This is a genomic window from Pseudomonas sp. NA-150 (assembly GCF_044336365.1).
Taxonomy (GTDB): domain Bacteria; phylum Pseudomonadota; class Gammaproteobacteria; order Pseudomonadales; family Pseudomonadaceae; genus Aquipseudomonas.
This window is the reverse complement of the sequence record NZ_CP172305.1, coordinates 1052924-1073202: the sequence shown is the minus strand read 5'-3', so window position 1 is coordinate 1073202 and position 20279 is coordinate 1052924. Positions and strand designations below refer to the sequence as shown.

Genomic DNA, 20279 nt, shown 5'->3' with positions numbered 1-20279 from the left:
GCGGCTTGATCTGAACGTTGGCGTGCATTGTTCCAGCGATTGAGCGCTTTGGGAACAGAGTCAGGCCCGACGGTGAAGATTAACGAGTACTGCGCGCACCTTTGTCTGCCGCCGGATTGCTTCGCGCCTGCTTACTCAGGGCCTCGATGGTCTGCAAATTACTCTTGCGCACCGCCTCGACGAAGCCCTGAAACGGTACGTCGGTAATGCCCACCAGCCCGATGTGACCGTTCTCGCCATCCAGCAAGCGGCCCGTCACCGGCTGATCGAGGTACTCGAACCAGTGCACGCCGACGATGGACGGTTCGGCCAATGCCTGCTTGAGAAAGTTGGCGTAAGCCGGACCACGGTCCTCTTCTTTGGGCACTTCCATCACCCCGCCCCAGAACGGACCGCGATCACGGGAGCCGAAGTGGAATTCTCCTACCAGTACCGGCTTGTCCAACTCACGTAGTTTGGCGAAGTCATAACCATCCTGCGGCGTGGGCGTGTAGAAGTTGAAGCTCAGCACATCGCAGTACTGGGCACAGGACTCGACGGCCTCTGGTGTGCTGACCGAGAAACGCCCGCCCAGTAGCAGATGGTTCGGCGCATGCCATTTCAAAGAGTCGGAGATCGTCTTGAAGTAGGTATCGGCGAACACCCGCTGGAAGTGTTTGAAATCAGCTTCGATTTCCGGGTGTTCCGCGTTCGGCATCGGTGGTTCAAAGCCCGGGTCTTCCAGCAACTCCCAGGCGGGCAAGTCGATGCCCCAGGCGTGCGACAACCCTTGCTGGTTGCGGTATTTATCGCGCAACTGCTTGAGGAACACCCGTTTGGCCGGCGCATCGGTGGTCTGTTTCAGCGTGCCGTAGGCCAGCGCATAGCGTGACTTGAGGTCATTTCCCGGACCGGCCCAGGCCAATTCGTTATCAGCGAAATACCCCACCAGCCATGGATCATCGCGATGGTCGCGGGCGGCAATCGCCACGGCGCGCTCGGTGGCCATGGCGAATTTCGGGTCGAACGGATCCGGCATGCCACCCCAGCGATCGGCACCCGTGCTGATGCTGTTGTAGTCGCCAATGATCGACAGCGGCAAGGTGTACGGCATGCGATCGTTACTGACCAGCGCCGGATCGCTCCAATTGCCGATGGTGTTGAAACCCCAGGCTTGCAGGCGATTGAGGGTGTGTTGAGTCCAGCGTTTGCCATCGAGCCTGGCGGAGTGGCCGGCGGAGTGGTCATAGGTACGTTGCAGGTTGGCGGCATAGAAATCGAACCAGCGCCCTTGATTGAAACCACGCACCCCATCGGCCCCGGCGTTATTACGATTGTCGTCATGACCGAAGAAGGCTGACAGCGGATCGTCACTGTCCGGCAGCGCGGCAAACATCGATTCACGCCCTTCCACGTAGGTCCGGCTATCCCCCGCCGTCACCGTGTTCACGCCCAGGGAATAGAACGGGTGCCCTTCCGGCGTCACCAGATACCAGCGACCGTCACGTTTCTCGGTGCGGAAAAACCCCATGGCCTCAAAGCGCGGGCCGTCGAGCCACCCGCCGAATTGATCGCGCTTGGGTAGATCCGCCAACCAGTTTTTGAGTTGTAGCTGCTCTTTGCTCGCCGACGTTTTCAATTGCTCATCGGTAAGGATCTTTTCCGGCCACTTGCCGCGAGTGGATTGGCCGTAGGCATCGACGAGATTGGCGTAAACGGCTGTTTGCAATGCGTCGCCCGCCTGCACGCCGAAGCGCTCGAGCAAGATGCTTTGCGCAACGTTTGGCTGGGTCATCGACAGCGTCACCGACGCCACTTTGCTGCGATCCAGTTCGCCAGATGAGCTGGCCAATATGACCCGCTGCCCCTCATAGACCCACGGCATAGGCGGGCCGGCGAACATGCCCTGAGTCAGCGGCGAACGGGCCTGCAACGGGATGAACAGGGTTTGCGCCGGGCCGGCGGGCAGGTCGACACGGCTGTTGAGGACTTTGCCGTCGGCACTCTGAACCTGCACATCGAGGGTCAGCGCCCAGTCCATCGCACTTTGCAGGCGCAGGGTCATGGCGCTGTCGTCGGACCAGTCCCAGGTTCCGCTTTGCGGGGTGAGACGCAAGCTCGGACGCGCGACGGGGCTGAACACCACACGGCGCAACACATCGCCTTCCGGCGTTTGCTCGGCATTGGCTTGCGGCAGGCTGGTGTCTTGGGTCGTCACCTGGACCACGTCGGCCGGGCGAACGAAGTTGAACAAGGTTTGTTGTCCCTCGGCGGCCAGTAACGGGCCAGACAGCAGAAACATGAAAACCGTGGACAGCGAACGGCGAATCATTTGATCAAGACCTCCCTGAAGATCGAATCGCTGTAGGAGCGGCCGCAGGCTGCGATGCGGTTCACATGACACACCGCTATCGCGGGCAAGCCCGCTCCTACAGGTTTAACTGCGAGCCGCGAAATGGTCAGGAAATCTCGCGGCGGAACGGCGGCAGTGCATTGAGAATAGCCTTGCCGTAGCGCTGGGTGACCACGCGGCGGTCGAGCAGCGTGATGGTGCCGCGATCCTCCTCGGTGCGCAGCAAGCGACCGCATGCCTGGATCAGGCGCAGCGAGGCGTCCGGCACCGCGATTTCCATGAACGGGTTGCCGCCGCGGGCTTCGATCCATTCCGCCAGGGCTGCTTCCACCGGATCATCCGGCACCGCGAACGGGATCTTGGCGATGACCACGTGCTCACAATAAGCACCCGGCAAGTCGACGCCTTCGGCAAAGCTGGCCAGCCCGAACAGCACGCTGGACTCCCCGCTGTCGACCCGCGCCTTGTGCTTGTTCAGGGTTTCCTGTTTGGACAGGTTGCCCTGAATGAACACCTGTTTGCGCCAGTCGCGCTCCAGGCCGTCGAACACTTCCTGCATCTGTTTGCGCGAAGAGAACAACACCAGCGTGCCGCGCGAGCCTTCGACAATGTTCGGCAGCTCACGAATGATCGCCGCCGTGTGGGCAGCGGCGTCGCGCGGGTCGGCCTTGAGGTCGGGCACGCGCAATACACCGGCATCGGCGTGGTGGAATGGGCTCGGCACCACCGCCGTGACCGCGCCTTTCGGCAGCCCCGAACGCATGCGGAAACGGTCGAACTTGCCCAACGCGGTCAAGGTGGCCGAGGTCACCAGCGCGCCGTAGGCCACGTTCCACAGGTTACGCCGCAGCATCTCCGCCGCCAGAATCGGACTGGCGTTGACTTCGATATCGAACAACGAGCCACTGTCGGCCAGGGTCAGCCAACGCGCCATCGGCGGGCTGTCTTCCGGATCTTCGACCGTGAAGGCCGTCCACAGCTCCCAGTTACCGTGAGCACGAGCCAGCAAGCTGCCAAACAGCGGGTACCACTCTTCGGCCTGATGGCTGGCGATACCAATATTGGTCTCGCCATCCATGCCGTCCTTGAGCAGTTCGGTCAGACGGGTGAACAGGTCATCCAGCCGGGCAAAGCCCTTCTTCAGCTCCGCACCCATTTCACGCATGTGCTCAGGCACCACACCGCCGACAAAGCGGTGACGTGGGCGCTCGCGGCCTTCCATGTCTTCGCCGGCCTTGAAATCAGCCAGTTGTTCGCAGGCGGCGAACATGAATTGCTGCTGGGTCTTGATCTCCCGCGCCAGCTCCGGCACTTGCTCGATCAACTTGCCCAGATCGCCCGGCAACGGGTGCTGGGCCAGCAGTTTGGTGAGGTTCTTCGCGGTTTGCTCCAACCAGTCCGAGGTCGAGCGCAGACGGGTGTAGTGGGCGAAGTGGCCGATGGCCTTGTCCGGCAGGTGATGACCTTCGTCGAACACGTAGAGGGTTTCTCGTGGATCGGGCAACACCGCCCCGCCACCCAGCGCCAGGTCAGCCAGCACCATGTCGTGGTTGGTGACGATGACATCGACTTTGCCCATGCCTTCGCGGGCTTTATAAAAAGCGCACTGCTGGAAGTTCGGGCAATGACGATTGGTGCATTGGCTGTGATCGGTGGTGACGCGCGCCCAGTCCTGATCTTCAAGAGCGGTCGGCCAGCTGTCGCGATCGCCGTCCCATTTGTTGCCGGCGAGCTTTTCGATCATGGCGGTGAACAGCTTCTGGCTGGCTTCATCGACCTCGATCTTGAAGCCTTCTTCTTCGAAAAGCTGGGCGGTAGCGGTTTGCGCGTTGCCTTCCTGCAGCAGCATGTCGAGTTTGGACAGGCACATGTAACGACCGCGCCCCTTGGCCAGGGCGAAAGTGAAGTTCAGGCCGCTGTTGCGCATCAGGTCCGGCAGGTCCTTGAACACGATCTGTTCTTGCAGGGCAACGGTCGCGGTGGCAATCACCAGTCGCTTGCCCGCCGCCTTGGCCGTCGGGATAGCCGCCAGCGCGTAGGCCACGGTTTTACCGGTACCGGTGCCCGCCTCGACCGCGACCACCGCCGGATCACCCGAACGCCGACCTTCTTCATCGGTGTCGATATCGCCCAGCACCTTGGCGATTTCAGCGATCATCAAACGCTGGCCATAGCGTGGCTTGAGGCTCTTGGCTTCGAGGAAACGCGTATAGGCGCCCTGAATCTGGGATTTGAGTTCGTTACTGATCATGGGTTTCAGGGCGCTACGAATGCTGGATAAATTTTCAGTGTTTCTGAGAGGTCGCTATCATACCCCGCTAAACCCCATTGCGCAGAACGGAGTACCGAATGACAGCTTTTGCCCTTGTCTACACCTTGCATGTGCTGGCCGCCCTGGTCTGGGTTGGTGGCATGTTCTTCGCCTGGATGGTATTGCGCCCGGCCGTGGGTGTCGCGCTGGAAGGGCCAATGCGCCTGAAATTGTGGGTCCAGGTGTTTCCACGATTCTTTAAATGGGTCTGGGCGGCGGTCGTGGTGTTGCCGATTACCGGTGTCGGCATTATCAACTTGCATTTCGTCAGTTTCGAGACCGCACCGCGCTATGTGCAGGTGATGATGGGGCTTTATGTGGTGATGGTGGCATTGTTCATCCGCATCCAGGGCTTGCAACTGCCAGAGCTGCGCCGCGCGGTGGAGCATGAACAATGGCAGGAAGGAGCGGCCGCGTTGGGCCGGATTCGCCGCTTGGTGGGGATCAATTTGCTGGTTGGGTTGGCGCTGGTGGCCGTCGCGGCTTCCAGACCGGGGTTTTAACGATTGACTCTGTAGGAGCTGTCGAAAGCCGCGATCGGCTGTGAAACAGTCGCAACGTCAGTGACGTCTGGAAGGCCCTTCGGACCTTATCGCAGCCTTCGGCATCTCCTACAAAGTTTAAAAGTGATGACCCGTTGCGATTACAACCGCTGCACCGTCAACGATCCATTGCTACCGGATGCGCCAACCTGGCCCGCTTGCCCTGGCTTGCCGGACTTGCCGCCATCAGCGCGATAAACCAGGCAGCCCTTGGACGCACCGCCCTTGCCCGCCTTGCCGCCTGCACCCGGCACGCCGCCAGCTCCACCGTTGACCTGCACCTTTACCCGCTCGCCCGGAAAGCTCTGGGGCAAGGCAAGACGCACCAACGCACCCGCCGCGCCATCACGACCGTTGCCACCGTTATCGCCGTCGAAACCCTTGCCGGCCGAGCCCCAGGTGCAACCCGGGTCTTCACCGTTGCCGCCATCGAGACCGACAAAACCTGGCGCGCCCGAACCACCTCGTGCATCGATCGACAACTCTGCAGCCGTCAGTGCTTCCACGCGCAGGGACAGGTTACGCCCCGGTAAAGCAGGCTTTTCGTAAGTGCCCGGCGCGCCACGTGCGGTGATCTGGCTGCCCGCTGCCAACTGACCACGTTTAATCACCAGGTTGAACGTCTGCTCGCCAGGCACGATTGCGATCCGCGCCTCGTGGCCCAACACCAATTCGCCAACTTTCATTTCCGCCAGTCCCGCCGGGATCAGCAAAGTGCCGTAGTCGGCGACCTCCAGACGATCCAGCTGCACGACACTGGTATTACCCGGCAAACGCATCAGCGAATGGGGTTCGACGGTGACCACTTGAGCCATGGCCACAGGGCTGCACAATGCAGCCAATAGAAACAGATTACGCATGAGCAACACCCGCTGACGGACCGGAGATAGATTGCAGGTGGAAAATTCCAAATACCAGAATCAGCCCACGATCAAGCCACGGACGCGGACGCCCGCGCACGCTGCCATTGAACAAAACCATTTCAAGCAAATGAGTCAACAGCACCAGGCTGCCGGCCAGACTGACCAGTAAATCAAAAGGATTCGGCAGTGCGCTGACCATATTGGCCACGACCACCAGCCAGAACCCCAGCGTCAACAGTTTCCCCAGCCCCCAAAAAACCTTCATACATGCCTCTGGTCATTATTCTTTGCCGCACAGTAACGGCTTCTGCGCGGAACTTTCCAGTGCACAGTGAAAAATGTTCGAGTGGTCCGATTAGAGGTGCTGTCCGGCGGGTTAAAAGGCTGGGCCGACGCGCAGGGTCGGCCCGATGCCACAAACGGCCATTAATGGTTGAGGTGCAGTTCGACGCGACGGTTCTTCGCGCGGCCCTCATCGGTGTTGTTATCCGCCACCGGCTGGGTTTCACCCATCCCTTGAGTACTGACTTTGCCGGCCGGCAAGCCTTGACTGATGAGGAAGGTGGCGACGCTGGCAGCCCTGCGTTCCGAGAGCTTCTGGTTGTAAGCATCCGTTCCTCGGCTGTCGGTATGACCGATGACCTTGATACTGACGATACTGGCATTCTTCAGACGATCCATCAGCGCCACTAACTGGTTGCGGGCTTCTGGTGTCAGGTCGGACTTGTTGAAGGCAAACAGCACCGCCCCCTGATCGTTGAGGGTGATGACTTCCTCGGCAGACGTGATGGTGGGTTCTGGTGGTTTGACCGCGACGGGGTATTGCGCAATCGGGCAACCGTTATTGTCGACCGGCGTGTTTTTAGGCGTATCCGGACAGGTATCCCGGCGATCAAATACACCATCGCCATCTTCGTCGCCATCCTGGGCATAGCAGATCAAGCCACCGGCCATCAGTCCTAATGCGGCACCGCCGCCGGCCCATGCACCACTCTCGATTGCACCCAGACCTCCCCCAACCAAACCCCCGATCAAGCTACAAATCGGCCAATTCTTTTGATTGAGCGGAGCACTGCCATCGCTGGTAGTCGCACAACCGGAAAGAACACTGCTGACCACAATAAGAGGAAGTACTGCCCTTGCAAGTACGCTCATAAGTGAATGCTCCTGAGTTACCGGCCAATACCGGTACCTCAGGAGTAAAGACGCACAAACAGTTCTGCACAAGCAACGGCCTGGCGGGCTTTAGCGGTTGATTTTGATCTCCACACGACGGTTGAGCGCACGCCCTTCTGCCGTTTTGTTATCCGCTACCGGACGAGATTCACCTTCCCCGACTACCGAGATGAAACTGCCACGTGGAACACCGGTGCTAACCAAATAGTTGGTGACCGATGTCGCGCGTTTTTGCGAGAGCGTTTTGTTGTACTTATCACTGCCGACACTGTCGGTATGACCGCTGACACGAAGTTGCGCACTCGGTGCTTCTTTTTTCAGGCGGGTACTGATCATGTCGAGTTTTTGTTTATCGGCAGCGGTCAGTTGCGCCGAATCAAACTTGAAGTACACGTCGTTGATAACAATGGTTTCTTCTTTAACTACCGGCGCCTCTACAACAGTCGGCTCTGCAACTGGCGGCGGTGGTGGTGGGCAACCATTTGCATCAACCTTGACCCCGTGAGGTGTGCCTGGACACTTGTCGCGGCTATCCGGTACACCGTCGCCGTCTTCATCGCCATCGCCGTGAACCCAGCAATAGGCTGCTGCTATGCCGCCGCCGAGTAATGCTCCGTAACCGGCCCAGGCGCCGCTCTCAGTGGCGCCTAACCCGGCGCCTGTTACACCGCCGACTGCGGCGCAAATCGGCCAATCGGTCTTTTGTAAGCCTGCGCAACCAGTCAACACACTGGTCAGCAGGATCAGAGGTAACGCCTTCCGAATCATGCTCATTGAGTTCATCTCCTATGGGATCGGTGTCAAACCGATGCATTGGGAGTAAAGACCTCACTTTCGTACTACGCCAATTCGCCACCACAAAAGGTGCAAACGCCATGATTGCGGGGGCTAGGCCATTGCGTCCGAGCAGGCTAGTCTTGCAGTTCAATAGAGGATTTTCGATGACCGAAGGCTTTTCTACCCGGACCCCGCAACAAGCGTTGGCCGCCCTGCTCGATCGTTACGCGCCAAAACGCCTGCTGCTGATTGGCGCCGGCAGCTTTCCCGCGCTCGAAGCCTTTCAGCAGGCGCATCCTGGCACCGAACTGTCTCACGCCGCGCCGGGCCCGCTGCCGGCAGACCTGGCCGCACAACGCTTCGACCTGGCGTTGGCCGTCGATTGCCTGGAACACTTGCCCAAACGCGCAGGCCTGGAACTGTTGGGTGGCGTGCGCAATCTCAACGCCAGCCGCATCGCCGTGCTGGCTGACCTGCAGGCCTGTGGCTGGCTGGACACCGATTTCTTTTCATTGGCACTGCAAGCCAGTGAACGCTTCGCCCGAGACGAGCAGGTCCTGACGCTGTACACCTACGACCTGCGCGAATACAAACAAGTCCCCGACTGGCTGAACGCGAAGTTCTGGGCCAATCCGGAGAATTTTGGCAAGTACTGGTGGTAACTCATGAGTCGTTCGATTTGCCCATGCGGCAGCGGAAATCTGTTGGATGCCTGCTGTGGCCATTATCACTCAGGCCTGGCCGCGCCTTGCGCCGAAGCCCTGATGCGCTCGCGCTATAGCGCGTATGTACTCGGACTGGTGGATTACCTGCTGGACACCACATTGCCCGCGCAGAAAGCCGAGCTGGATCGTCAGTCGATCAGCGACTGGAAGTGCGCAAAGCACCTGGCTGGGACTGGATGTCGAGCATGTCGAGGTGCTGGGCGGTAAACCCGAGCATTCATTCGTCACCTTCGTCGCCCGCTGGCATGACGGCAATGGCGAACACAGCCATCGCGAGCGCTCGGCCTTTGTACAGAATCAGGGTCGCTGGTATTTCATCGATCCGACAGTCCCGCTCAAAGCCGGTCGCAATGACGCCTGCCCATGCGGTAGCGAACAGAAATTCAAGAAATGCTGCGCCAGCTATGTGAAGTGAACTCAGCTCACCTTCAAATGTGAGGTGTCGGGGACCGGGCCGGTTTTCGGCCGCTCGATCTCGCCCATGTCACTGCCGACCGGCGCCAGGCTCATCTTCGACAGATCCACACGCGGCGCCTGGGCCGGGGCTTGCGGCTCCAGCATCAGGGCACCTGCGGCAGCAATCGAGAAGTCGGGAGCATCCACGTTGGCGAACGCGGCCATATAAGCGTCGCGCGGGACGACCTGTAGCCGGCGAGTTTGCGTGGCCGGTGGCGGGCGATAGAAACCCGGAGCATCCGGCGGCGGTGCCAGCTCTACTTCTTCCATGTCGAGGTGCATGTCTACCACCTCAGCCAACGCACCAGCCCGTTCCAGGGTCGCGCGGTATTTTTCTGCTGCGGCCTCGTCGAGGTTGTTTTTCAGCACCAGCCGACGACCGGAAAACAACAATGCAATGCGCTGCGCATCGGCCTGGAACAACTTCCCCAGATTCGCCTCGACCCGTTCGCGCTGCGCGCCGGGGACCAATTGGCCCGTAAATACGATTTCATAAAGGTTCATTGGGCGTGCTCCTGCGCAGCCTGTACTGCTCGTGTGGCGCAGTATGGCCGAAAATTCTGCGTTCATCGCGTGCACGGCAGACGCAATGGCGGGATAATTCGCGGCAAATCGACTCTGGAGTAACTTGATGAACCAGGAAAACCACGTTCATGGCCCTGATTGCAACCACGACCATGACCACGGCCATCAGCACCATGACCACGATCACGGTCATGTACACGGCCCGCACTGCAACCACACGCCCCAGGAACCGGTGCGTAATACGCTGAAGGACGTGGGCCGCAACGACCCTTGCCCGTGCGGCAGCGAGAAAAAATTCAAGAAGTGCCACGGCGCTTGATTTGATCGCAACACTTCTCTGTAGGAGCTTCCGCAGGCTGCGATAAGGTTGGTACAACCTTCTTATCTATCAAAACACGGCCGCACGCGGCCAATCGCAACCTTCGGCAGCGCCTACAAGATCGAGTCGTCTGCGCATTGAGCGACTTATCTGACCTCCAAAACGACAAAATCCTTACATTAGCCCCGTTGGCCGCTTGCGTGCCGCGTGCCTGCTCTCTAACGTAGCGCCTTTGAAAACGCACCCCGCAGGAGCTTTCCGATGGCCTCGCCAGCCCTTTCACATTTTCTACCCCGGTTCGGCGTTGCCGCAGCAGTGGCCAGTGCCCTGAGTCTGGCCGGTTGCCAGCTCAACGGTGCCGGCAGCGATACGCTCCCACCGACGACGGGCGTACTCCCGATCAAAGGGTTGGCGCAGAACGTTTCGGTACGCCGCAACAGCATGGGCATGCCGCTGATCGAAAGCAGTACCTTCCACGATGCGCTGTTCACCTTGGGTTATGTGCACGCCAGCGACCGCATCAGCCAGATGGTCAGCATGCGATTGCTGGCCCAGGGCCGCCTGTCCGAACTGGAAGGTCCGAGCGCGCTGGAACTCGACCGCCTGATGCGCTCGGTAAACCTGAAGAAAAGCGCCAGCGAGCTGTACAACAACGCCTCGCCGCGCCTCAAACGCTTCTACGAAGTGTATGCGCGTGGCGTCAACGCCTACCTGTTCCGCTACCGCGACAAACTGCCGAGTGACCTGGCATCGAAGGGCTATCACCCTGAATACTGGGCGCCACAGGATTCGGCGCTGATCTTCAGCCTGCTGAATTTCGGCATGTCGCAGAACCTGCAACAAGAGCTGTCGTCGCTGGTCCTGGCGCAAAAAGTCGGCGCAGAGAAGCTCGCCTGGCTGATCCCGACCTATCCCGACGAAGAGCTACCGACCGCCGAAGCCGAGAAACTCAAGGGTGTGACCCTGCAAGTGCCAGGGCTGGGCGATCTGAACAAGGCGGCGCTGCAGCTATCCGACTTGAACATGCTGGGTGTCGCGGCCTCGAACAACTGGGCGATCACGCCACAGCACAGTCGCAGCGGCAAAAGTCTGCTGGCCAACGATATGCACCTGCCGGCCACCTTGCCGTCGGGTTGGAGTTTCGTGCAAATCCGCGCCCCGAAATTCGAGGCGGCCGGGATGACCATCGCCGGCCTGCCGATCATCCTGTCGGGTTTCAACGGCAAACTGGCGTGGGGCATGAACAGCGCGATGGGCGACAATCAGGACCTGTTCCTGGAGAAGCTCAAGCGCGAGAACAACACGCTTTCCTACATGGTCGATGGCAAATGGCAGCCGGCCATCGTGCGCAACGAAACCTATTTCGTCAAAGGCGAGCGCCCGGTTCGCGAGGCAGTGTTCGAGACCCGCCACGGCCCGCTGCTGAACAGTGCCATGGGTGAGCGCAGCAGCCCGGAACAAGCAATCCAGCTAGGTAACGGCTTGGGTCTGGCCCTGCAAACCCCGGACTTCAAAGAAGACAAGAGCATGGACGCGCTGTTCAACCTGTCCCGCGCGCAGAACGTCGACAGGGCTTCCGACGCTGTTCGTGAAGTCCGCGCCATGGCGCTGAACATGGTGTTTGCCGATGCCCAACACGTCGGCTGGCAAGTCACCGGACGCTTCCCGAACCGCCGCGAAGGCCTCGGCTTGCTGCCATCGCCGGGCTGGGACAGCCGTTTCGACTGGGACGGTTACGCCGACCCGATGCTGCACCCGTATGACCAGGACCCGCAGCAAGGCTGGGTCGGCACCGCCAACCAGCGCACCCTGCAAAAAGGTTACGGCATGCAGTTGTCCAACTCCTGGAACTACCCGGAACGCGCTGAACGCATCGCCGAACTGGCGAACAGCGGCAAGCAGGACATCCGCAGCACCATCGCGATGCAGAACGACCAGACCACCACGTTCGCCGCCAAACTGAGAAAAATGTTTGAAGCGCCGGGCATGGCACAACCGTTGAAAAAAGCCATCGACGCGCTGCCAGAGGCTGATCGCGCCAAGGCGCACGAGGCACTGACCCGGATCATGGCATTCAACGGCCAACTGTCTGCCACCTCGGCCGACGCGGCGGTGTATGAGTTGTTCCTGCAAGAAAGCGCCAAGCAGATCTTCCTCGACGAGCTAGGCCCGGAAAGCAGCCCTGCGTGGAAAGCCCTGGTGGAGAACGCCAACTTTACCTACTCGGCGCAGGCTGACCACTTGCTCGGGCGCGAGGACAGCCCGTTCTGGGATGATATCCGCACACCCCAGAAAGAAGACAAGCCAACGATCCTCGCTCGCAGCCTTGCCGCCGCCATTACCGCCGGCGACAGCCAGTTGGGCAGCGATCGCAAGGCGTGGCAATGGGGCAAACTGCACCGCTACACCTGGTCAGCGCAGAACGGTGCGATGACCAACCGCAACCCGATTCCGGCCGGCGGCGACCACAGCACCCTCAACATGGCGGGTTACAACTGGGGGCAGAACTTCGACACAAGCCTGACGCCGGACCTGCGCATCATCGTCGACTTCGGCCAGCCGGAGCCATTGATGGGCCAGAACAGCGCCGGTGAGTCGGGTAATCCGGCCAGTCCACACTTTGCCGACGGCATCGATGCCGTGCTCAAGGCACAGTACCTGACGATTCCGATGCAACCGCAGAACCTGGAAAAAGCCTACGGCAAGGATCGGCTGACACTGACACCGGGCAAGTAGGCCATTTCTCACCCCTGTAGGAGCGGGCTTGCCCGCGATCCGCTTGACGCGATATGTCAGGCAGATTGAAATCGCGGGCAAGCCCGCTCCTACATGGACTTGAGCAAAACTCCACAGAACTTCCCCGCCCCCACCGCCTCATAACTAACAAGCCCATCCCTCTGGTCATCCCATGGACCTTGTTATCGCGCGGCCCGAAGGTTTGTACTGCCCGCCGGGTGATTTTTACATCGACCCGTGGCGCCCGGTGGAGCGCGCGGTCATCACTCATGGCCATGGCGATCACGCACGAATCGGCAATCGGCACTATCTGGCGGCGGCGCCTGGTGAGGGTATTCTGCGTGCACGTCTGGGCCGGGATATCGCCCTGCAATCGCTCAATTATGGCGAACGGATCAACCACCACGGCGTCACCCTGAGCCTGCACCCCGCCGGCCATGTGCTGGGATCAGCCCAAGTGCGTCTGGAATACGCAGGCCAAGTCTGGGTCGCGTCCGGGGATTACAAAGTCGAACCCGACGGCACCTGCGCCCCATTCGAGCCGGTGCCCTGCCACACCTTTATTACCGAGTCGACGTTTGGCCTGCCGATCTATCGCTGGCAAGCGCAAGCCGAGATCTTTGCAGACGTTAATCAATGGTGGCGCGCGAACATCGAGGCCGGCAAAGCCAGCGTGTTGTTCTGTTACGCATTCGGCAAAGCCCAACGCATCCTGCATGGCATTGACCCCACCATCGGGCCGATTCTGGTTCACGGCGCGGTCGAACCGTTGAATCGGGTGTACCGCGAGGCGGGAGTGCACTTGCCGGAAACCCACTACGCCGGGGATTTCAAGAAAACCGACCCTTTGTTACGTCAGGCGCTGATTCTGGCCCCGCCCTCCGCTGGCGGCAGCACCTGGATGCGACGTTTCGGCGACTTTAGCGACGCCTTTGCCAGCGGCTGGATGATGCTGCGCGGGACGCGACGGCGGCGCGGCGTGGACCGTGGCTTCGCACTCTCGGATCATGCTGACTGGCCGGGATTGCTTTGGGCGATTGAGCAAACCGGCGCCGAACGGGTGATGGTGACCCACGGTTCGGTGAATATCCTGGTGCGTTATCTGCGGGAAAAAGGCCTGGATGCCCAAGGGTTCAGCACTGAATACGGGGACGATGAAGACCTCGCCGCTGAGGCCCAAGAGCCCGGCGAGGTACCCGCATGAAAGCCTTCGCCGAACTCTACGCCACGCTCGACGCCACGACCTCGAGCAACGCCAAGCTGGCAGCGTTGGTCACTTACTTTTCTGCCGCGCCACCTGACGATGCTGCCTGGGCCGTGTACTTTCTGGCGGGCGGACGTCCTCGGCAACTGGTGCCGACACGCCTGCTCCGCGAGCAAGCCATGGCCTTGTCCGGGTTGCCCGAGTGGTTGTTCGAGGAAAGTTACCAGGCTGTCGGTGACCTGGCGGAAACCCTGTCACTGGTACTGCCCGAGGCCGATCACAGCTCCGACGCCGGTCTCGCCACCTGGATGGAACACAAACTACTGCCCCTGCGCGGACTACCGCCGGAAGAATTGAGCCAGCGCCTTGTGCCCTTGTGGTCACAACTGGATCGCGGCAGCCTGATGGTGTGCATCAAATTGATCACCGGCAGCTTTCGCGTCGGCGTGTCCAAGTTGCTGGTGACCCGCGCCCTCGCCGCCCTGGCCGATATCGACAGCAAACGCATCGCCCAGCGTCTGGTGGGCTACACCGACTTATCCCACCGCCCCAGCGCCGAGGATTACCTGAAACTGATCGCCGCCGAGTCGGACGACGAACACGCGCAACGCGGCGGCCAGCCTTATCCGTTCTTCCTCGCCCACGCCTTGCAGCAGCCAGTGGATCAGTTCGACACCCTGCTCGGACCACCCGAACACTGGCAGGTCGAGTGGAAATGGGACGGCATCCGCGCGCAACTGGTCAAGCGCGAGGGTCGCTTGTGGATCTGGTCCCGGGGTGAAGAGCTGGTCACCGATCGTTTTCCCGAATTGCACAGCCTCAGCCAATGCCTGGCAGATGGCACGGTCATCGATGGCGAAATCGTCGTCTGGAAAACCGCGGAACCGTCAGACCAACCTTCGGTGCAGCCTTTCGCCCTGCTGCAACAACGCATTGGCCGTAAAACCCTGGGCAAGAAAATCCTCGAAGATGTGCCGGTGGTGATGTTGGCCTACGACCTGCTGGAGTGGCAGGGCGAGGACTGGCGCAGCCGGGCGCAACATGAACGACGCAGCCAACTCGATGCCCTCCTCCTGCACTGCCAAAGCCCGGTGCTGCTGCCCTCTCCGGTCCTCAGTGGCCGTGATTGGCAGGACCTGGCTCGGCAGCGCGAAGCCTCGCGCAGCCTTGGCGTCGAAGGCATGATGCTCAAGGCTCGCGACTCGCTGTACGGCGTCGGCCGTACCAAGGACATGGGCGTGTGGTGGAAATGGAAGGTCGATCCATTCAGCGTCGACGCCGTGTTGATTTACGCCCAGCGCGGACATGGCCGCCGCGCCAGCCTGTACAGCGACTACACCTTCGCCGTGTGGGACGGCCCGCCCGAGGCCAGCGAACGCTCGCTGGTGCCGTTCGCCAAAGCCTATTCCGGCCTCACCGATGCAGAGATGCGCAAGGTCGACGCTATCGTACGCAAGACCACCGTGGAGAAATTCGGCCCGGTGCGCAGCGTCACGCCGAGTCTGGTGTTCGAACTGGGTTTTGAGGGCATCGCCCTGTCAAAGCGCCACAAAAGCGGAATTGCCGTGCGCTTTCCACGCATGCTGCGCTGGCGTCAGGACAAACCCGTCGCCGAGGCCGACAGCCTGGCCACGTTACAAGATTTGCTGAGCTGAGCATGACGCGCTATTTTAGTGCGCTTGTTTGGCGACGCACCTTTTTGGACACGGCCACAACATGCGGTAACAGACAGGTCTGAAAATGGGTCTGAATACCCCATTGGAGCGATGCCGCACGATCCTGAGTCTCGACTATTCTGAAGCGCGCTATAGGCTTGCAACGGACATTTGTGGCTCAAAGTCATCATTGCGACATGTCTGTACATTTAAAACGCACGTTCGTCTGTTTGGTTCAAATATTGCTATCTTCTTCGCGTCTGGCTCTCGCCGGTAGCAAGAGTTCGCGTGTTCCCAACGCTCATTTTGGTTTTAAGGACTGATCAATGAAAAAAGCATGGCTGACCCTTTCCGCATTGGCTATCGCCCTGGCCGCTGGTAATGCAATGGCCAAGGAATACAAGGAACTGCGTTTTGGCGTGGATCCTTCTTATGCACCTTTCGAATCGAAAGCGGCCGATGGCAGCCTGGTAGGCTTCGACATCGACCTGGGCAATGCGATTTGCGCCGAGCTGAAAGTAAAATGCACATGGGTTGAAAACGATTTCGACGGCATGATTCCTGGCTTGAACGCTGGCAAGTTCGACGGTGTGATCTCGTCGATGACCGTGACCGACGCTCGCGAGAAAGTCATCGACTTCTCTAGCGAACTGTTCTCCGGCCCAACCGCTCTGGTGTTCAAAAAAGGCTCGAACTTCTCGACACCTGAGTCGCTCAAGGGCAAAACCGTTGGCTATGAGCAAGGCACTATTCAAGAAGCCTACGCTAAAGCCGTTCTGGACAAAGCTGGCGTGACCACCAAGGCCTACGCCAACCAGGACCAGGTTTACGCTGACCTGACTTCCGGTCGTCTGGATGCTTCCGTACAAGACATGCTGCAAGCCGAACTGGGCTTCCTGAAATCGCCAGCCGGCGGTGGCTATGAAGTCAGCAAGCCAATCAACGATCCACTGCTGCCAGCTAAAACTGCAGTCGGTATCAAGAAAGGCAACAAAGACCTGAAAGCCCTGTTGGACAAAGGCATTGCTGCACTGCACAAAGACGGCAAATACGCCGAGATCCAGAAGAAAACGTTTGGTGATCTGAACCTGTACAGCGGTAAATAACATCCCGACGCCCATCGTTTCAGGTGAGAATCTGCACCCGTTTCGATGGGCGTTTTTTTGACCGCAAAAGGCTCTACCCATGCTCGACGATATGCTGCAATACGTTGGATTGTCCGCCCTCAGTTTGAAAGGCTTCGGCCCGATCTTGCTGCAAGGGACCTGGATGACCATCAAATTAGGGATTCTGTCGCTGTTGGTCGCCGTTGTGCTCGGCTTGATCGGCGCCAGTTCCAAACTCTCCAGTCTGCGCGTGCTGCGCATTCCGGCGCAGGTCTACACCACCTTGATCCGCGGCGTGCCCGATCTGGTGTTGATGCTGCTGATTTTCTATAGCCTGCAAACCTGGCTGTCGAACCTGACCGATGCCATGGACTGGGACTACATCGAGATTGACCCGTTCTCGTCCGGCGTCATTACCCTGGGCTTCATCTACGGTGCCTATTTCACCGAGACCTTCCGCGGCGCGATTCTGTCCGTGCCACGTGGTCAGGTCGAAGCGGCCACCGCGTATGGCCTGAGCCGTAGTCAGCGCTTTCGTTTCGTGGTGTTCCCGCAGATGATGCGTTTCGCCCTGCCGGGCATCGGCAACAACTGGATGGTGATGCTCAAGGCCACCGCCCTGGTGTCGATCATCGGCCTCGCCGACCTGGTCAAGGCCGCTCAGGATGCCGGTAAAAGCACCTATGAATTGTTCTACTTCCTGGTCGTGGCCGCGCTGATCTATCTGCTGATCACCAGCGCTTCGAATTTTGCCCTGCGCTGGGCAGAACGACGCTACGCCGCCGGTAGCCGGGAGGCTCAACGATGATCGAACTTCTGCAAGACTACTGGCGCCCCTTCCTTTATAGCGACGGCCAGCACATCACCGGTCTGGCCATGACCATGTGGCTGCTCAGTGCGTCGATCTTCATTGGCTTCATCGTATCGATTCCGCTGTCTATCGCCCGAGTATCCAGCAAGTTTTACGTGCGCTTGCCGGTGCAGTTCTACACCTACCTGTTTCGCGGTACGCCGCTGTATATCCAGTTGCTGATTTGCTACACCGGTATCTACAGCATCGCCGCCATCCGCGCTCAGCCAGTCCTCGATGCGTTCTTTCGCGATGCGATGAACTGCACCATCCTCGCGTTCGCCCTCAATACCTGCGCCTACACCACGGAGATTTTTGCCGGGGCGATTCGCAGCATGAACCACGGCGAAGTCGAAGCGGCCAAAGCCTACGGTCTGACCGGCTGGAAGTTGTACGCCTACGTGATCATGCCATCGGCACTGCGCCGCTCGCTGCCGTTCTACAGCAACGAAGTGATTTTGATGCTGCATTCGACTACCGTTGCGTTTACCGCGACCGTGCCGGACGTACTGAAGGTTGCACGGGACGCCAACTCGGCGACCTTCCTGACCTTCCAATCCTTCGGTATCGCCGCCCTGATTTACTTGACGGTCACCTTTGCTCTGGTCGGTCTGTTCCGTCTGGCTGAGCGCCGTTGGCTGGCCTTCCTCGGCCCGGCTCACTAGGACGTATTAGCATGCGCCACCATACGCACGATCTGCTCGCGCCCGTCCCTGGGACCGCGCGACAGATCCACAGCTTCCACTACGGCCCGGAAAACACCGGCCGCAAGATCTACATTCAGTCGTCCCTGCACGCCGATGAGTTGCCCGGCATGCTGGTGTCCTGGTACCTCAAACAGCGCCTGGCCGAACTGGAAGGTGCCGGCCGTTTGTTGAGCGAAATCGTCGTGGTCCCGGTGGCCAACCCGATTGGTCTCGAGCAAGTGGTGATGGACATCCCGCTGGGTCGCTATGAGCTGGAGAGCGGGCAGAACTTCAATCGCCAGTTCGTTGATTTAAGCCAGCAAGTCGGCGACGACATTGAAGCGCGCCTCAACGACGATCCGCAGCACAACCTCGAATTGATCCGCAGCAGCCTGCGCGCGGCCCTGGCGGCCAAAGTCGCCACGACCCAGCTGCAATCCCAGCGTCTGACCCTGCAAGCCCTGGCCTGCGACGCGGACATGGTGCTGGACCTGCATTGCGACTTCGAAGCCGTGGAACACCTGTACACCACGCCGGAAGCCTGGTCGCTGGTCGAGCCGCTGTCGCGCTTTATCGGCGCCCAGGCCAGTCTGCTGGCCACCGACTCGGGCGGTCAGTCGTTTGATGAATGCTTCACCCTGCTGTGGTGGCAATTGCAGCAACGCTTCGGCGAACGGTTTGCTGTGCCGATGGGCAGCTTCTCGGTCACTGTGGAATTGCGCGGCCAAGGCGACGTCAATCATGCGCTGGCCAGTCGCGACTGCCAGGCACTGATCAGCTTTTTGATGCACTTCGGCGCTATCGCCGGCGAGCCGATGCCGCTGCCGGAATTGCTGTACCCGGCCACGCCACTGGCGGCGGTCGAACCGGTCGAAACGCCCGTGGGCGGTCTGTTGGTGTATTGCGTTCAACCGGGCGAGTATCTGGAAGCCGGGCAACTCATCGCCGAGATCATCGACCCGATCAACGATCGGGTAACGCCGATCCACACCATCAATCCCGGCCTGTTGTATGCCCGCTCCTTGCGTCGCATGGCAACCGCCGGCATGGTCATCGCTCACGTGGCAGGCACCGAAGCCTACCGTAGCGGTTACCTGCTTTCTCCTTAAGGACTGCACGGCATGTACAAACTGACCATCGATAGCCTGCACAAATGCTATGGCGACAACGAAGTGCTCAAGGGCGTCTCGCTCAAGGCCAAGACCGGTGACGTGATCAGTCTGATCGGCGCCAGCGGTTCGGGTAAAAGCACCTTTTTGCGCTGCATCAACTTCCTTGAAACCCCGAACAGCGGCGCCATGAGCCTGGACGGCAAAGACGTGCGCATGGTCACCGACCGCCACGGCATGCACGTCGCCGACCCGGCTGAATTGCAGCGCATCCGCACGCGCCTCGCGATGGTGTTCCAGCACTTCAACCTGTGGAGCCACATGACCGTTCTGGAGAACGTGACCATGGCCCCGCGTCGCGTGCTGGGCATTTCGCATCAGGAAGCTGAACAACGCGCGCGCAAGTACCTGGACAAAGTCGGCTTGCCGGCCCGCGTGGCCGATCAGTACCCGGCGTTCCTTTCCGGTGGTCAGCAACAACGTGTAGCGATTGCCCGTGCGCTGGCGATGGAACCGGAAGTCATGCTGTTCGACGAGCCGACCTCAGCCCTCGACCCGGAACTGGTCGGTGAAGTGCTGAAGGTGATTCAGGGCCTGGCCGAAGAAGGCCGGACCATGATCATGGTGACCCACGAAATGAGCTTTGCGCGCAAGGTTTCCAATCAAGTGATGTTCCTGCACAAGGGCCTGGTGGAAGAGCAAGGTCACCCGGACGAAGTGCTGGGCAGCCCGAAAAGCGAGCGTTTGCAGCAGTTTTTGAGTGGCAACCTGAAGTAAGCTCTCTTGAATCTGACAAATATCCTGTAGGAGCTGCCGAAGGCTGCGACAGGTCCGTAGGACCTCAATCGCGAATATAGGCCTATCGCAGCCTTCGGCTCCTACATAGTGTTTGTGTCAGATAGCGCCG

At 59.9% G+C, this 20279-nt stretch carries 18 protein-coding genes and 1 pseudogene; 12 read left to right on the top strand and 7 right to left on the bottom strand.

What is annotated here, in order from left to right; all coding sequences use genetic code 11:
* Positions 1 to 79: 79 nt before the first annotated feature.
* Positions 80 to 2311 (bottom strand): beta-galactosidase, encoded by a 2232-nt coding sequence (locus ACF0H7_RS05180; RefSeq protein WP_397451723.1) that lies wholly within the window; start codon positions 2309 to 2311, stop codon positions 80 to 82.
* Between the two features lie 127 nt (positions 2312 to 2438).
* On the bottom strand, positions 2439 to 4583 hold the full coding sequence (gene dinG, locus ACF0H7_RS05175; protein WP_397451722.1) for an ATP-dependent DNA helicase DinG: 2145 nt from the start codon (positions 4581 to 4583) through the stop codon (positions 2439 to 2441).
* Between the two features lie 98 nt (positions 4584 to 4681).
* Between dinG and ACF0H7_RS05170 the strand changes: the two genes are divergently transcribed.
* A complete protein-coding gene (locus ACF0H7_RS05170; RefSeq protein ID WP_397451721.1) occupies positions 4682 to 5146 on the top strand; it encodes a CopD family protein in 465 nt (154 codons plus the stop codon).
* 140 nt (positions 5147 to 5286) lie between these two features.
* Here the strand turns inward: ACF0H7_RS05170 and ACF0H7_RS05165 are convergent, their stop codons facing one another.
* From ACF0H7_RS05165 to ACF0H7_RS05150, 4 genes are all read right to left on the bottom strand, one after another.
* Positions 5287 to 6045: a collagen-like protein gene (locus ACF0H7_RS05165; protein WP_397451720.1), complete on the bottom strand. Its 759-nt coding sequence runs from the start codon at positions 6043 to 6045 to the stop codon at positions 5287 to 5289.
* Positions 6038 to 6313 carry a DUF1145 domain-containing protein gene (locus ACF0H7_RS05160; protein WP_397451719.1) on the bottom strand — a complete coding sequence of 92 codons (276 nt, stop codon included), beginning with the start codon at positions 6311 to 6313 and terminating at the stop codon, positions 6038 to 6040. Before ACF0H7_RS05160 ends, ACF0H7_RS05165 begins: the two co-directional genes overlap by 8 nt.
* A 161-nt stretch (positions 6314 to 6474) precedes the next feature.
* Positions 6475 to 7203 carry an OmpA family protein gene (locus ACF0H7_RS05155; RefSeq protein ID WP_397451718.1) on the bottom strand — a complete coding sequence of 243 codons (729 nt, stop codon included), beginning with the start codon at positions 7201 to 7203 and terminating at the stop codon, positions 6475 to 6477.
* 90 nt (positions 7204 to 7293) lie between these two features.
* Complete coding sequence (locus ACF0H7_RS05150) at positions 7294 to 7998, bottom strand: OmpA family protein (RefSeq protein ID WP_397451717.1); 705 nt, start codon at positions 7996 to 7998, stop codon at positions 7294 to 7296.
* A gap of 167 nt (positions 7999 to 8165) precedes the next feature.
* Between ACF0H7_RS05150 and ACF0H7_RS05145 the strand changes: the two genes are divergently transcribed.
* A complete protein-coding gene (locus ACF0H7_RS05145; RefSeq protein ID WP_397451716.1) occupies positions 8166 to 8663 on the top strand; it encodes a DUF6231 family protein in 498 nt (165 codons plus the stop codon).
* 3 nt (positions 8664 to 8666) lie between these two features.
* Positions 8667 to 9141: pseudogene (locus ACF0H7_RS05140) on the top strand (YchJ family protein).
* 2 nt (positions 9142 to 9143) lie between these two features.
* Here ACF0H7_RS05140 and ACF0H7_RS05135 read toward each other — a convergent pair.
* The gene (locus ACF0H7_RS05135) at positions 9144 to 9686 is read right to left on the bottom strand and encodes a hypothetical protein (RefSeq protein ID WP_397451715.1); all 543 of its coding nucleotides are present in this window, start codon (positions 9684 to 9686) and stop codon (positions 9144 to 9146) included.
* Between the two features lie 127 nt (positions 9687 to 9813).
* On the opposite strand from ACF0H7_RS05135, the gene ACF0H7_RS05130 reads away from it, so the two are divergent.
* The 9 genes from ACF0H7_RS05130 to ACF0H7_RS05090 all read left to right on the top strand — a co-directional run bounded on the left by ACF0H7_RS05130 (position 9814) and on the right by ACF0H7_RS05090 (position 20149).
* Positions 9814 to 10026, top strand: coding sequence for an SEC-C metal-binding domain-containing protein (locus ACF0H7_RS05130; protein ID WP_397451714.1), 213 nt, complete (start codon positions 9814 to 9816; stop codon positions 10024 to 10026).
* Between the two features lie 261 nt (positions 10027 to 10287).
* The gene (locus ACF0H7_RS05125; RefSeq protein ID WP_397451713.1) at positions 10288 to 12762 is read left to right on the top strand and encodes a penicillin acylase family protein; all 2475 of its coding nucleotides are present in this window, start codon (positions 10288 to 10290) and stop codon (positions 12760 to 12762) included.
* A 172-nt stretch (positions 12763 to 12934) separates the two neighbouring features.
* On the top strand, positions 12935 to 13966 hold the full coding sequence (locus ACF0H7_RS05120; RefSeq protein ID WP_397451712.1) for a ligase-associated DNA damage response exonuclease: 1032 nt from the start codon (positions 12935 to 12937) through the stop codon (positions 13964 to 13966).
* Positions 13963 to 15621, top strand: coding sequence for an ATP-dependent DNA ligase (locus tag ACF0H7_RS05115; protein ID WP_397451711.1), 1659 nt, complete (start codon positions 13963 to 13965; stop codon positions 15619 to 15621). Before ACF0H7_RS05120 ends, ACF0H7_RS05115 begins: the two co-directional genes overlap by 4 nt.
* A 326-nt stretch (positions 15622 to 15947) precedes the next feature.
* Complete coding sequence (locus ACF0H7_RS05110) at positions 15948 to 16727, top strand: transporter substrate-binding domain-containing protein (RefSeq protein WP_397451710.1); 780 nt, start codon at positions 15948 to 15950, stop codon at positions 16725 to 16727.
* 79 nt (positions 16728 to 16806) lie between these two features.
* Positions 16807 to 17535: an ABC transporter permease gene (locus tag ACF0H7_RS05105; protein ID WP_397451709.1), complete on the top strand. Its 729-nt coding sequence runs from the start codon at positions 16807 to 16809 to the stop codon at positions 17533 to 17535.
* Positions 17532 to 18242 carry an ABC transporter permease gene (locus ACF0H7_RS05100; protein ID WP_397451708.1) on the top strand — a complete coding sequence of 237 codons (711 nt, stop codon included), beginning with the start codon at positions 17532 to 17534 and terminating at the stop codon, positions 18240 to 18242. The genes ACF0H7_RS05105 and ACF0H7_RS05100 overlap by 4 nt, the downstream gene beginning before the upstream one ends.
* A gap of 11 nt (positions 18243 to 18253) precedes the next feature.
* On the top strand, positions 18254 to 19372 hold the full coding sequence (locus ACF0H7_RS05095; protein ID WP_397451707.1) for a succinylglutamate desuccinylase/aspartoacylase family protein: 1119 nt from the start codon (positions 18254 to 18256) through the stop codon (positions 19370 to 19372).
* Positions 19373 to 19384: 12 nt separating this feature from the next.
* A complete protein-coding gene (locus ACF0H7_RS05090) occupies positions 19385 to 20149 on the top strand; it encodes an ABC transporter ATP-binding protein (protein WP_397451706.1) in 765 nt (254 codons plus the stop codon).
* The last annotated feature ends 130 nt before the right edge of the window (positions 20150 to 20279 follow it).